The organism is Lysinibacillus sp. Ag94 (genome assembly GCF_023242215.1).
GTDB lineage: Bacteria > Bacillota > Bacilli > Bacillales_A > Planococcaceae > Lysinibacillus.
On the sequence record NZ_CP096780.1, the window covers coordinates 4,219,348 to 4,233,754 of the forward strand.

At 36.7% G+C, this 14,407-nt stretch carries 11 protein-coding genes; 3 read left to right on the forward strand and 8 right to left on the reverse strand.

The features are described 5' to 3' along the window. Positions 1 to 38: 38 nt before the first annotated feature. Together murB and MY533_RS19950 are read right to left on the reverse strand one after the other, a co-directional pair. A complete protein-coding gene (murB, locus tag MY533_RS19945) occupies positions 39 to 953 on the reverse strand; it encodes a UDP-N-acetylmuramate dehydrogenase (protein WP_132361568.1) in 915 nt (304 codons plus the stop codon). 212 nt (positions 954 to 1,165) lie between these two features. Then, positions 1,166 to 1,471: a winged helix-turn-helix transcriptional regulator gene (locus MY533_RS19950; RefSeq protein ID WP_142508525.1), complete on the reverse strand. Its 306-nt coding sequence runs from the start codon at positions 1,469 to 1,471 to the stop codon at positions 1,166 to 1,168. 752 nt (positions 1,472 to 2,223) lie between these two features. Here MY533_RS19950 and MY533_RS19955 point away from each other — a divergent pair. Next, positions 2,224 to 2,592, forward strand: coding sequence for a DUF2500 domain-containing protein (locus tag MY533_RS19955; RefSeq protein WP_248717305.1), 369 nt, complete (start codon positions 2,224 to 2,226; stop codon positions 2,590 to 2,592). A gap of 29 nt (positions 2,593 to 2,621) precedes the next feature. On the opposite strand, the gene MY533_RS19960 is transcribed toward MY533_RS19955, so the two are convergent. From MY533_RS19960 to MY533_RS19970, 3 genes are all read right to left on the reverse strand, one after another. Continuing rightward, positions 2,622 to 4,982, reverse strand: coding sequence for a bifunctional 2',3'-cyclic-nucleotide 2'-phosphodiesterase/3'-nucleotidase (locus tag MY533_RS19960; protein ID WP_248717306.1), 2,361 nt, complete (start codon positions 4,980 to 4,982; stop codon positions 2,622 to 2,624). Positions 4,983 to 5,287: 305 nt separating this feature from the next. Next, positions 5,288 to 5,911 (reverse strand): FMN-dependent NADH-azoreductase, encoded by a 624-nt coding sequence (locus tag MY533_RS19965; RefSeq protein WP_132361560.1) that lies wholly within the window; start codon positions 5,909 to 5,911, stop codon positions 5,288 to 5,290. A 561-nt stretch (positions 5,912 to 6,472) separates the two neighbouring features. Beyond that, positions 6,473 to 7,180, reverse strand: a complete 708-nt coding sequence (locus MY533_RS19970; protein ID WP_248717307.1) for a DsbA family oxidoreductase — start codon at positions 7,178 to 7,180, stop codon at positions 6,473 to 6,475. 126 nt (positions 7,181 to 7,306) lie between these two features. Between MY533_RS19970 and MY533_RS19975 the strand changes: the two genes are divergently transcribed. Next, the gene (locus MY533_RS19975) at positions 7,307 to 8,686 is read left to right on the forward strand and encodes an FAD-dependent oxidoreductase (protein WP_248717308.1); all 1,380 of its coding nucleotides are present in this window, start codon (positions 7,307 to 7,309) and stop codon (positions 8,684 to 8,686) included. Positions 8,687 to 8,723: 37 nt separating this feature from the next. On the opposite strand, the gene MY533_RS19980 is transcribed toward MY533_RS19975, so the two are convergent. Beyond that, positions 8,724 to 9,650, reverse strand: a complete 927-nt coding sequence (locus MY533_RS19980; RefSeq protein WP_132361553.1) for a manganese-dependent inorganic pyrophosphatase — start codon at positions 9,648 to 9,650, stop codon at positions 8,724 to 8,726. A gap of 889 nt (positions 9,651 to 10,539) precedes the next feature. On the opposite strand from MY533_RS19980, the gene MY533_RS19985 reads away from it, so the two are divergent. Continuing rightward, positions 10,540 to 11,340, forward strand: coding sequence for a GNAT family N-acetyltransferase (locus MY533_RS19985; RefSeq protein WP_248717309.1), 801 nt, complete (start codon positions 10,540 to 10,542; stop codon positions 11,338 to 11,340). An 87-nt stretch (positions 11,341 to 11,427) separates the two neighbouring features. Here the strand turns inward: MY533_RS19985 and MY533_RS19990 are convergent, their stop codons facing one another. After that, positions 11,428 to 12,294, reverse strand: coding sequence for a MurR/RpiR family transcriptional regulator (locus tag MY533_RS19990; protein WP_248717310.1), 867 nt, complete (start codon positions 12,292 to 12,294; stop codon positions 11,428 to 11,430). A 755-nt stretch (positions 12,295 to 13,049) separates the two neighbouring features. Further along, on the reverse strand, positions 13,050 to 14,279 hold the full coding sequence (locus MY533_RS19995; RefSeq protein WP_248717311.1) for an MFS transporter: 1,230 nt from the start codon (positions 14,277 to 14,279) through the stop codon (positions 13,050 to 13,052). Positions 14,280 to 14,407: the final 128 nt, after the last annotated feature.

Below are 14,407 nucleotides of genomic sequence, written 5' to 3' on the forward strand. Positions count from 1 at the left end.
AAAAAACGCCCTCCACTATTAGCGAAGGGCGTAGTATCCTATAAGTCGTCACCAACGATTTTTACTTCTGTTTCTAAGTCGATGCCAAACTTTTCTTTCACTACTCGTTGTACCATTTGGATTGTTGCAATATAGTCAGTAGCCGTTGCATTACCTTTATTAACAATAAAGCCTGCATGCTTCGTTGATACTTCTGCATCACCTACGCCTTTTCCTTGTAAGCCACTATCTTGAATAAGCTTGCCAGCAAAGTGACCTGGTGGGCGTTTAAAAACACTTCCTGCAGATGGGTATTCTAACGGTTGCTTAGATTCTCGCTGAAACGTTAAATCAGCAATTTTTGCATCAATTTCTTCCTGTACACCTTTTGCTAATTGAAATTCTGATGATAATACATAATACCCCTTCTTCGCAATGATACTATGACGATAACTAAGTTCAAGTTCATCTTTCGATAATATTAAAATTTCGCCTTCTTTTGTTAATACTTTCGAAGAAATAATAATATCCTTAATTTCACCGCCATAAGCACCTGCATTCATTGCCATAGCTCCCCCAACTGAACCGGGGATACCACATGCAAATTCAAAACCTGTTAAAGATGCTGCCGCAGCCAGTTTTGATACATCCTTAATAAGCGCACCACTTTGCGCGTAAACATGGTCACCATTAATGCGAATCTCATCTAAAAATGAAAATGTAACAACAATCCCTCGATGACCGCCATCACGAACGACCATATTAGATCCATTACCTAACATTAATAAAGGTATATTATTCTTATGGGCATAGCGAATAACTGTTGCTGCCTCTTCCTCAGTTTCAACGAGAACGAAAACATCCGCTTTACCGCCTAATTTTGTCATAGTATATTGCTGTAATGATTCATTTAACTTAATATTGGCCGGATTAACGCTCTGTGCTAAATCCGCTGCCCATTGTTCTTTTGTCATGAGAGCTAATTCCTTTCTAACGTCCTTCTTACTCTACACTAGTATGGATTTAGAACCCCAATTTGACAAGTAAAATGAAGGTTCTTTTTTCTCGCCTTAACGGGTAGCGAGAGTCCCAGCAGAGATGATGAATAGAAAATTCATAGTCATTAGTATTACATATGTCCAATGTTTATCTATCCATCAAAAATTTCGAGATAGCCATCACAAAATTAAAGCCAACTCGATGCCCATGATTCGATATTACGAATTGCTCCTTCTAATGCCCAACCTTTATCCGTCAAAGAATACTCAACACGTACCGGTACCTCTGAATATACTTTTCGTTCAACAAGCCCTTCTTTTTCTAGCTCTTTTAAACGTTCGGATAATAAACGGCCGCTTACAGGTAATGAAGATTCTATTTCATTGAAGCGCTGTGGTCCGTCTAATAATTGATATAAAATTAGCCCTGTCCAGCGTTTCCCAATTAAATCCATTGCTTTAGCTAAACGAGGACATAAATTTGACTCATTCATTTTTTTCACCTCTTATGTACTCTATTGTAACGATTATTTTTAAAAAAGTAAATTTGAAGTAACTTATTTACTAACAATAATTTGTTTACTTTTATTAATTTAATTACTAATTGTAACCTATGGGCATTTTTGGATTTGATTTAGATTCAACGTTAAAGTACCTTATCTAACTTTGCCCTTATGCCATAGAAATTAGCAGTGACCGTTCAATTAGAGGTGAATAAGGATCATTTAATATCTGCAATGAAAATGGCAACTTACTTCTATATAGATGCGCATGATTTTATTATTATGACTCCTTCCATTGTGTATCTTAACAAAACTGTCTTACGGTTTAAGGTTTCATTTTAAACATTCACAAAATGAACTTTTTTCAATGTAATATTCTCTCATTTTTTCTAAAAACTCATTGAATATCTGAATTGTTTATTTTATTATTCTTGTAAGATATTGGTTCTTTTTCAACGGTGATTTTAGTCATTCAACTATTGGTTTTTCTGTACGACATATGAGGATATTTTCAGACATTAAACAATGGTCGCTGTTGCTAGGGTTTCGCCAAAAAACTTTATTTACGTCTACATATATTGAAAACCAGAAGATAAGAAGTTTGCTATATAGAGAGATTTAACTAATCACTTATGCCTCGGCATAATTGTAGCTGTCGCTACCGATAAACAACTTCTGAATTCTGTAACATCCGCCTTTATAACGACTTTAGGCACAATATTTCTTAGATTGGAGGCCATTTTATGGTTGGGTTTGATGAATTCTCTTTAGTACCTAGTTTTATTTCAATAATGTTTATTATCGTGTTCGGTATTATAGCATTTACTATTATTAAAAATATCTTACAATGGACGAAAAACAACAATGAACCATTATTAACAGTACCCGCTAAAGTCGTAACAAAACGTTCGAATACTAGTGGAGGTTCTGGTAACTCTAGTGCCTATACATCGTACTATGTAACGTTTGAAGTACAAAGTGGCGATCGTCTAGAATTAAAAATGAATGGTCGCAATTATGGACAGCTTGCAGAAGATGATTTTGGCCTATTGTCATTTCAAGGCACACGTTATCATGCATTTGAGCGACAAAAAAAGGAGAGTAGCGTTTAACAACGCACTCTCCTTTTAACATATCATTATTACTTAATTAAATATTTAGCAAAGCCGCCTTCAGTATCTCCTAAATATTCGATATTACTACCTGCAGGAATGGCCTTTTGTGCATCCTTAGCAGAGTTGTAAATTATTTTTGTATTGGCTGGGAACGGTACAAATGACCAGTTGTTATCCGCAGCAGGATTAATTGTTTTATTTTCCATAACGTAATCAATGACAGCTTGGCGATTTTCATAAGCATAGTTTGTTATGTTAGAGCCATCTGTATTTTTAAATGTGGTACCATAAGAACCACCCACGCGGTAATTATTCGTAATGATGATAAATTCCTGATTTAAATCGATTGGTTTACCGTTGTATTGTACGTTTTTAATACGATTTGCTTTTTTATCTTTCAGAATACCTCGACTATCATATTTCGCCGGAGATGTTACATCGATTTGATATGTTAAACCATCTAATACATCAAAATTATAAGAACGTGCTTCTGGGTCAATAATATTTTGTTCTTCCGTTTTATTTGGATCAATTGTTGCAAAAATACCAGCAGCCATTTCTAACCATTCAACTGCTTGTGCACCTGTTACTTTAATCGTTGCAACAGTATTATCGTAATAATAGATGTCTGCCATATTTTTAATCGCAAGCGGACCTACAGGAATGTTTGTGTAATCTGTAGGGTTATTGCGGGAGCCTGCCTTGAAAGGAGCACCGGCAGAAAGTATTGGTGTGTTTTCATCAGCAGTACCTTTTAACTCTTTTTCAATAAACCATTTTTGAGCTTGTGTCACAATTTGAATAGAAGGATCATCTTGAACCATCGAGAAGTAGCTTTGAATTGGTGCCGTTGTCTCACCAACAGGCTGACGTATATATTTTAACGTACCTTCATGCGCTTCTTTAATTACATTTAAAACTGTTTTAGATGGTTGTAAGCCTTCTTGTTTAATAGAACGGATAGAGCCTTGCCCATTCACTACAACCCATTTAGAGCCTTGTTGTTCTAGTTTTAAATCAATGACTCCAAGATAGCTACCATAGCTTCCTGCCATTACAGTAGGTACTCCGTTTATTGTCCCTTTTTCTTGATCAACATTTTTAAGATTTTTATAGTCACCAGGGAATGTTAAATGAGAGTGACCTGTAATTAAAGCGTCTACCCCTTCAATCTCAGAAATTTGGTATCCTACGTTCTCGTTACCTTTTACGTAAGTATCCTCACCAATACCTGAGTGAGAAAGTACCACAATTACGTCTGCACCTGCTTTTTGCATTTCTGGTACAACCTCTTTCACCGCTTCAACTGGTTCTTGCATTTCTACTTTGCCTGCTAAATGAATAGCATCCCATTCAACAATTTTCGTAGGTACGATACCTGTAACGCCAACTTTAAGTGTGTGCTTTTTACCTTTATTGTCGACAACCTCTTTATCAAGAATTACATAAGGTGTATACATACGCTCTTTTGTTTTAGCGTCGTAGGTGTTTGCATTTACGACTGGATATTTTGCATCATTTAATACTTCATCTAAAAACTCTAAACCATAGTTGAACTCATGGTTCCCTAAAGTTCCACCATCATATTTCAGCGCATTTAGTGCTGCAATCGCTGGATGAACTTCACCTGGCTTTAAAACGCTCTCCAACGCTTTATAAGATCCAAGTGGCGTTCCTTGAATTAAATCGCCATTATCAAATAATAATGTGTTTGGATTCTCAGCACGGGCTTGTTCAATTAATGTTGCTGTGTTTGCTAAACCTATATCAGCTGATTCAGTATCTAAGAAATAATTATAATTTGCAAGGTTTGTATGAATATCTGTTGTTCCTAAAATTTGAAGATCTACTTTAGTTGTAGTTGTAGGTAATTTGTATTCGGCTACAAATCGTTCAATAATACTTTGCATTTGCTCAGTTGTTACATAATCATCAGGACGAATTGTGTTATCTTCAAAGCCTTGTAATATGTTTGCAGCAACAGCATTTGCTATATCTTGCTTATGTGTTGTTGCAATTTGAGCTGCATCTTTAAATTGATCTAGTACAGAAAGCGGAGCGTTTTCATTGACTAATCCACGAGCAGAAATAACAAATGCTTGTTGACGTGTCAATTTATCATTTGGGCCAAACAATGTCGCAGTTTTACCTTTAATAAGCTTCAATTCTACTGCTTTTTCTACATACGGGGCTAAATCCTTAGAGACGTCAGTAAAGGCAACTTTGGAACCATCACCTAGCTCTACATTCAAGCTTTCTACTAATTCTTTCACATAATTCCCGCGTGTTACATCGTTTGATGCAGCATTGGCGGATAGTCCAAATGGTAAGACCGTGAATAGAACAAGTAACATAGCCAAGAATTTAGTCATTAATTTCTTGTTCATGAAACACCCTCCTTAAAAATCTAATATTTTCCTACGATTCCTATTATATTATACTAATCGCTTTATTAACTGAACGAATAGTCCTAATTGTATGTATTTTTAACCAAATAGCAAAACACTTTACTCAAAAACGATAGATTAATATCATTTCATAGTTATTCACACAACGTGATGTTATTAAATGTAAATTAACAATAAGCCCATAATATCAATATTTTAGACCTCTTCATCATTACCATACCTCTAAGAAAGCCATAAAAAAAGTTCTCTCAGATTAGAGAGAACTTTTATTAAAAAATACTTTATTATGCATTTACAGTTTGTAAAGATTGAGCTACTTTTTTAACCGCTTCTAGGCCATTTGCAATAATTTCTTGTGCTTTATCTTGTGACGCGTTATGACCTTCAATGATAACCTCTTCGATAATTTCCATACCGAACATGCCAACAACATTTTTAATGTAGTTAACTGACATTTCCATTGGTTGTGCTTCAGGTGCAGAATAGTAACCACCACGGGCATTTAAAATAACTACCTTTTTGTCAGTCATTAAGCCTTCTAATTGACCGTTTTCATTATATTTAAATGTATAACCAGCTTGGAATACATAGTCAATGAAAGTTTGTAATTTCGCTGGGATTGTTAAGTTCCAAAGCGGGAAAGCAAATACAACAACATCAGCTGCAGTTAAAGCATCCATAGCTTTTTGTTTTGCTGCTAAAAGACGTGATTCAATGTCAGTTAACGCTTCGCCGCTTTGAACTTTACCAAAAGCATTGAAAAGATCTTGACCGAAATAAGGCATATCTTCTGCAAATACGTCAAAAGTCGTTACATCTACACCTTGTACATTTTCCATAAATGTGTCATACATTTTTGTTGAAATACCATCTGGTCGGTTGTTAGCTTTTACTACTAATACATTCATTATATAAATTCTCCCTTAAAACCAAAGTTTAATATCTCGAATTCAAGATATATAAGTATATTAAAAAAATTTACGAAAAAAGTCAACGTTAGTAGACTCAGACTTTTGACCGAAATATAGTTGATTTAATATTTACACCATAACGTAAGGTTGTTTTCCATTCCAACTGAACGTTTTGTTGCTGTCGCTTCGCTTTCGCACAGATAAAAACATTTGTTGCTGTCGCTTCGCTTTCGCACAGATAAAAACATTTGTTGCTGTCGCTTCGCTTTCGCACAGATAAAAACATTTGTTGCTGTCGCTTCGCTTTCGCACGGATAAAAACATTTGTTGCTGTCGCTTCGCTTTCGCACAGAGCAAAGCTTCTTGGGGGCGTCCGATGAGCCGCTTTAGGCTCTTATCTGTGACGATTTGACCCCAAGGAGTCGCCCAATCTCCATTCCAATCATCTTTGCCACACGATATGCGTACCGTGTTTCGAGGTCCTAACCTGAATGTTGTTATAGTCAGATCGCCTTCCTTCTCAAAGTGACCAGATTCTATTAAAACTTACCTTCAGAATTAAAATTTACAACTATCATCAGTACAAACTCCTCCATCTTCTGAGCCTGCCATCTTTAATCCTGGTAGTAAGCCCTCTTCCTCAGCCACTTTACGTAAAGTTTCTTCAAATACTTCTTGAGGTTGTGCCCCAGAAATACCGTACTTACGATTTAACACAAAGAACGGTACCCCCCTTACGCCAAGCTGTAGCCCTTCTTGTATATCAGTCTCTACGTCTATTTTAAAATCATCGTTAGATAGAACCTTTGCAACTTCTTCACGGTTCAGACCTACTTGCTCAGCAATATCGATTAATACATCATCTTGACCAATACGCTTTGCTTCAATAAAATAACTGGATAATAGTGCTTCGACAAGTGCTGTAATATCGCCTTGTTGTTGTGCCCATTTTACTAGACGATGCGCCTTTAATGTATTTTCCTCCATTGAATTATCAAAGTTAAAATCTAGACCAACTTCTTTAGCGCGAGCAACAACACCTTGCGTCATTTCCTTCGCTTTTTCTAGCGACATTCCATACTTTTTCGCCAATGCCTCATACGTAGACACATTCGTATCCACGGGTGTTGTTGGGTCAAGCTGATAGCTTTTATAAACGAGCTCTACCTGCCCTGCATAACCCGTATCCTGAATCGCCTGCTCTAGTTGCTTTTTACCGATATAACAAAATGGACATACATAATCTGACCAAATTTCAATTTTCATAAGTAGTCACACTCCCTTTGCTACATTGTAGCGATAGTAAATATAGCAAGGCAATTTTTAAGCTTCATTGCATAAATTTTCAAATCAATCTACATACTGTACGTAAAAACAATGTGAGGGTTATGTATGACACAATCTCTTTGGCTCGGAACAATTAATCCCATTTCGCTACCATCGCTCCCTGCATCAACAACTTGTGATGTATGTATAATTGGTGGAGGATTGACTGGACTATATACAGCATATGTCTTAGCAAAATCAGGAGTAGATGTGGTCTTACTTGAAGCAAATTCCCATATCGGCCATGGTACAACTGGTAATTCAACAGGAAAATTAACTGCACAGCATAGCTTAGTTTATGCCAACCTTATTGAAAAACTTTCTGTTGATGAGGCACGACTCTATTATCAGCTCAACCAAATAGCTGTAGAGAATGCATTACAATTACTCCCTAAAGAAAGTATTCAACAAGTAGATTCCTTGCTTTATTGCCAAACAAAAGAAGGCTATGCCCAATTATTAAAAGAATGGAATGCCTATAAAGTATTAAATATTAAGGCAAAAATTACTTCTGATACAGAGCTTCCCTTCCCAGTTACAAAAGCACTTAGTATGTCCCAGCAGGCTCAAATACACCCTGTAGAAGCTTGTAATTTCCTTGTAAAAGAAGCATTATCAATGGGCGCAAAAATCTACACAAATACCCGTGTTCAGCAATTAAATATACCTCAGAATAGCTTACATACCGAAAACAATATGTCGGTTCAATACAACAAGCTTATTTTGTGCACACACTATCCAATCGAAGCCTTTAGAGGACTTCACCTTTTTAAACTTTCTAATAGTCGTTCCTATATGGTTGCTAGTAAAATTACCGATACACTACAAGGTCAATATTTATGCGTAGATAATCCAACTCGCTCTATTCGGACAGCTACTATTAACAACGAGCACTATCTAGTGTTAGGCGGCGCTAATCATATTGCAGGTGAAACGACTAATACGGAACCCTATTATGAGGCCATTCAAAATGAAATGAAGGCACATTTCGATCAAGAGGCAGTCTATCGCTGGTCCGCACAGGACATTGAAACACCTGATATGGTCCCTTATGTTGGCAGAATTACACCATCATTGCCTAATGTTTTCATTGCAACTGGCTATCGAAAATGGGGAATTTCCAATTCTTTTGTAGCGGGGGATATTTTATCATCCCTAATAACAGGAGCAAGGAATGAGGAGGGTGCCGTACCCCTTTATTCTCCAGCACGCACGAAATTTGGAGCTCAGTTTATGCAAATGCTAAAGGTAGGAGGATTTGTAGCAAAGGAGTTCGTAGCGGGTTATGTAAAACACGCAAATACACCAACTTGCACGCATTTAGGTTGTAAAACAAAATGGAATGAAGCCGACGAAACATGGGATTGTCCGTGTCACGGCTCTCGTTATAATGCAAAAGGAGAAGTTCTTGAAGGTCCTGCTGTACACTCATTAAAACTAGATTAAAAAAAGAGGTTGCCTTTTTCAAGGCAACCTTTCCTCATTATTTCAATGCATCCGTTAAAACTGGAACGATTTGTTTTTTACGAGATACAACACCTGGTAAAAGAACGCGATTATTCACAAGCTCCGCGCCAAATCCTTTTGCTGCAGCCTCTGCTACTTGTCCAACTGCAACTGCTGTTGAATCATTGTTTAAAATATCTGTTACAACAAAGAAAAATAAATCTAAACCATTTTCCGCAACATTTTTATTTAATAAAATTTCTAATTCCTCTTGGCGACCAAGTACATCGTTAATATCGACAGCGTTTACTTGAGCTACTACAGATTTATATTCACCGAATTGGAATTCTTTTGCATCTAATGATAAAAGATCTTCTAATGATTTATCTGAAAGGTCAGCGCCTGCTTTAAGCATTGCTAAACCGTATTCAGCGGCATCAACACCTGCAATTTTCGCTAGCTCCTCACCAGCTTTTACATCTTGCTCAGTGCAAGTTGGTGATTTGAATAATAATGTATCAGAAACGATAGCAGAAAGCATTAATCCAGCAATGTTTGCAGGAATTGCTACGCCATGCTCTTTGAAGATTTTATTTAAAATCGTTGCAGTACAGCCTACAGGTTCTGCACGGTAGTATAGTGGATCAGCCGTTTGGAAGTTGGCAATACGGTGATGATCAATAACCTCCGTAATTTGTACCTCTTCAATGCCATCAGCAGATTGCTGGAATTCATTGTGGTCTACAAGGATTACTTTTTCTGCTTCTCCAACTACTGATGAAATTAAACGAGGTGCCTCAAAGCCGAATTTATCTAAAGCAAATTGAGTTTCGTTATTTACTTCTCCAAGGCGTACCGCTTCAGCATCAACGCCAATTTGCTGTTTTAAATATGCATATACAATTGCAGATGTAATTGTGTCTGTATCTGGATTTTTATGACCAAAAACTAAAACTTTACTCATTGAAATTATTCCTCCTAAATGGCAATAACATTTATATTTTATTTTACCATACCTTATGAGCAAACATGATATAAAGTGAAAGTTTATCTATAAAGGATCTACTACCAATATTGAGCCTCGCATAATTGCGTTCGGAATCGGCAAGGAGTGACAATCGTCAGAGGCTTTAGATCAACAAATGTTTATTGCGCGAAAGTGTAGCAGCAGTAGCGGATGTTTTGGACAACCGCTGAAAGAAGTTAAAATTTACTATTATAAAATAGTTGATCTCTTACTTACCTTCCCTACCATAAAAGAAGCTACAAAAGTCGGAAACTCTAGGAGATTACTTGTGTCGAAATCTATGTCATGTGAATTAGTTGGACGCCCAGAGGAAAGCGCACAGCATGAACGGAAATCAACCTCACTTCACGGTGGCAATCACAAAAATCACCCATTATGATGTTCATCACCAAAAGTTGTAGATGACTTTTGTTAAAACGTCTACTATGTAAATAGTTGACCTTCGTTCCGACTGGGCGACTCCTCGGGGATCAGCGTCACAGATGAGACCCTGGAGCGAGCAACGCGAGTGAAGCGGCTCATCGGACGCCCCCAGGAAGCTCTGCTCTGCGCGAAAGCGAAGCGTCAGCGGCAAAGCGCCCAGTCGGAACGGAAATCAACCACATGTTTTGGTGATGATCCAATTATGAGTTATTAATGAATTTAATATATTTATCTGTTAATAACATCCTATTTATAACACTTAATGATAATAATACGTAGTTTATAAAAAAGATTTACTATAAATAGATATATAGTTGTGTTTTCATATTTAAGAAACCATAATTTTATGCTATTATCAGGTAGTCTATATATATATTAGGATATACAGGAAATGGGGATCACGATGACAAAGAAGATGGAAAAAAAGTATATTCCTTTAGCAAATTATTTTGAAGTAGCTTTACAACAAGAAATTACTTTATCATTTAGCGAACTCGAAAACATTATGGGACAAGCCTTGCCAAATGCAGCTTACTTGAATAGGAGCTGGTGGAAGAAAACAAAGCCCCCTCTCTCTCACTATTTGTCATGGACAAATGCAGGCTACTATGTCATTGATGTTAAACTCGGTACCAGTGTATCTTTCTCGCGTACACAAATGAAGACTACGAGTAATATTTCTAAAGATGACGAAAACCCATCTGCATACATAATTCGAGCAATTGAAGCATCAGATGCCAGATCTTTTATTCATTTGCAAGAAGAAATTTTCCAACAAACTGACTTCATGTATAACATGGAAAATGAATTGGACCTCACAGTTCAACAGCTTCGTAAAGATTTAAGCAATTGGAAACAATTAAAAAACCGTACAATTTTACTTTGTATATTAAATGGTAATTTTGCTGGTTATGCCGTTATCCATGGCTATAAACATTCTAAAACTAAGCATGTTGCATCAGTGCGCCTAGCTGTTAAGAAAGAGCATCAACGACAAGGTATTGGTTCCGAGCTGATGAAAGCAGTTGAACAATGGTCTAAACAGCGGGATATTTCGCGCTTAGAAGCATCTGTTATGGAACATAATGAATGTGCTTTACAACTGTTTAAAAAATTAGATTTTCAGCAAGAAGGTATCCGACAAAACGCTATTAAATTAAATGGTACCTTTTTTAACGAATATAGCTTAAGTAAAATTTTATAAGCTTCTTTTTCAAGGATGTCTAAAACTTATTTGGACATCTTTTTTATGTGTAGCCAGATTTTTCGTTTTCCACGCGTTGTAAAACGTTTAGAAAACTTGCTTCTCTCTTGCTGCATCTAAAAATAACAAATTATTTTCTAATTGCTCATATGATTGCTGGTATTTCTCATATTGTGCTTTATCCTGACTAACCATTTCCTCAATTAGCGCATGTAAAAACGAAAATACTACTGGAATAACATCCAATGAAGATTGCTTTTTCAGACTTAGAGTAAATAATGCACTTGCATATTCCCGAATAGAAGACAACGCCGAACCAGTAATAGCAATAATTTTAGCTTTTTTCTTCTTGGCAATTTCTACAATCGATTGAATGTCGTTTGAATACTTGTCCCCTGCAAAAACTATTAATGTTGTCTGCTCTCCCATACTGTTAATTTGTTGTACGATATCGTCGGATTCTGAGCGAAGCTGTTTTACATTTGGACGTAAAGTTTTCATTGTATACGATAACCAATTTGCAATGGACGCAGCTTGACGAGTACCTAAAATATAAACGTTCTCTGCTTCATGCATCCACTTTGAGCTTTTTTGAAGCATATTATCGTTAATCAAATGAATCGTCTCTTGAATATTTTGAATATCGCGTTGCATCACCTTACCAAATCTCGGAATATCCCGCTTGCTTGAAAAATATGTAGGTTGAAGACTCTCACCACCATTTTGAGCCATTAAATAGCTTCTAACCTTGTCCTGGAGCTCTACATAGCCCATCAAATCCATCGCATAACAGAAACGAATAACTGTTGATTCACTAACATTTGCCTGTCTACCAACTTCTGCTGCTCCATTACCAATTACAACTGTAGGGTTACTCATAACAAATTGTGCAACTTTACGCTGGCCTTTTGATAGCCTAACAAATCTTTTTTCTATTTCTTCTTTAATGCTCATTTCTAACAACCTTTCTTTCAATGAAATTATCACGAACGGAGATTGTTTCCTACTGACTCTAAATTCGGATCAATTATGCCTCGACATAATTGTTGCTGTCGCTTCGCTTTCGCACAGAAAACATTTGTTGCTGTCGCTTCGCTTTCGCACAGAAAACATTTGTTGCTGTCGCTTCGCTTTCGCACAGAAAACATTTGCTGCTGTCGCTTCGCTTTCGCTAGATAAACAATGCATCCGTAATCGGCTGAAGGCTTTAACTTCTTTCATCGGGCGTTTAAATACATGTATGTGTCGCTACGCTTTCGGTACGGAAAATAATTGCTGAAAGAAGTTAAAAATACAGTATCACGATTACAATCTGAATACAATGACTTTTCTGAAAAATCTTCAATGCTTTAACTCGCTAATATAAAAGAGACAAAAAATTGTTCTATTATCAATAGTTTATCGCTGAATTAACCTAGGACAAGAATTGATTTCCGTTGCGACTATAAGCTTTCATAGCGAAGCTCGCTCCAAGGTTGCATCTGTAGCCACGGGTATTACCAATAAACCCCTAGCCTGCAATCAATTGATCCACGTACTATACGTTTTTTAACCAAATGTCATCCCCATTTTCAGTAACGAACCTTATTTTGTGATTTTAACAGATTTTTAAAAATATTTGAATAAAAATTAATAACCTCTAATTTTTATGTATATCAATTAATAAAAATGTCTTGGATTATAGTTCATCCAAGACATGATTATTTTTGTTATTCTAATTCAATTTGTTTCGTTTCTCGACCTAAGAATATTACCCCAACAACACCGATAATAATCGCTCCACAGAAAATAGCAAAAATAAAACCAATATCATAACCTGCTGTTAATAAAGAGCCTACTAACAAAGGTCCAAAAATACCACCGATGCGCCCAACAGCTGCTGCCATCCCTGCACCCGTTCCACGAATAATTGCAGGATACTGCTCTGGTGTATAAGCATAAAGCGCACCCCATGCCCCTAAGTTGAAGAACGATAAAAACATCCCAGATGTTAATAGCACTACTAGTGTTTCCGCATTACCAAAAATGAACGCACTTACTGCCGTACCAATTAAATAAGAAACAAGTACAAACTTCCTTCCGAATTTTTCTATAAACCAAGCAGCTGTAAAATAACCTGGTAGCTGCGCAAGCGTCATAATGAGAACATATTTAAAGCTCGTAATCATATCAAAGCCTTTACCAACCATAACACTCGGTAGCCATAAAAACATACCGTAATACGAGAAAACAACCGTAAACCATAGCACCCATAACATAACTGTCGAGCGTACATATTTTTTCGACCATACTTCTTGAATATTTTGCATAACTCTACGTTTCTTAGACGCAGCCTTTACAGTAAATTGTGGTGAATCTGGCAAGTTCCAACGAAGATAAATTGCATATATTGCCGGAATTGCTGTTAACAATAAAGCACTACGCCATCCCCATGAAGGAATAACAAAATACGATATCAATGCAGCAATTAACCACCCCGCCGCCCAAAAACTTTCTAGCAAAACAACTACGCGCCCACGCTCTTTAGCTTCTACACTCTCAGAAACTAACGTCGACGCCACTGGCAATTCTCCCCCTAGCCCCATACCTACTAAAAAGCGTAGTGTCATAAAAGCAGCTAATGTAGTAGTAAATGCAGACAAGCCACTCGCAATCGAAAATAATACAAGCGTCCACATAAAAATTTGTTTACGTCCCACTTTATCGGCAAGTACGCCGAAAACAAGAGCACCTACAGCCATACCAATTGAGTTTATGCTACCAATCCAACCCGACTGACTTGGCGTTAATCCCCAATCAGCTGCTAATGCTGCAATAACGAACGATAATATTCCTACGTCCATTGCATCGAAAAGCCAGCCTACTCCCGCTACCCCCAAAAGCTTATTACGCGAAATAGATTGTTGAAATTTATCTGTTGATACTGTATTGATCGTCATTTTAACCACCTGTCTTTACACTTGACTTTACACTATAAGTTTACTATACAGTTGTTTCAAGAAAGTGACAAGCAAAAATTCAAATTACCGAATTGTTTAGACAATTTATGAAATTCTATTGAAAACAT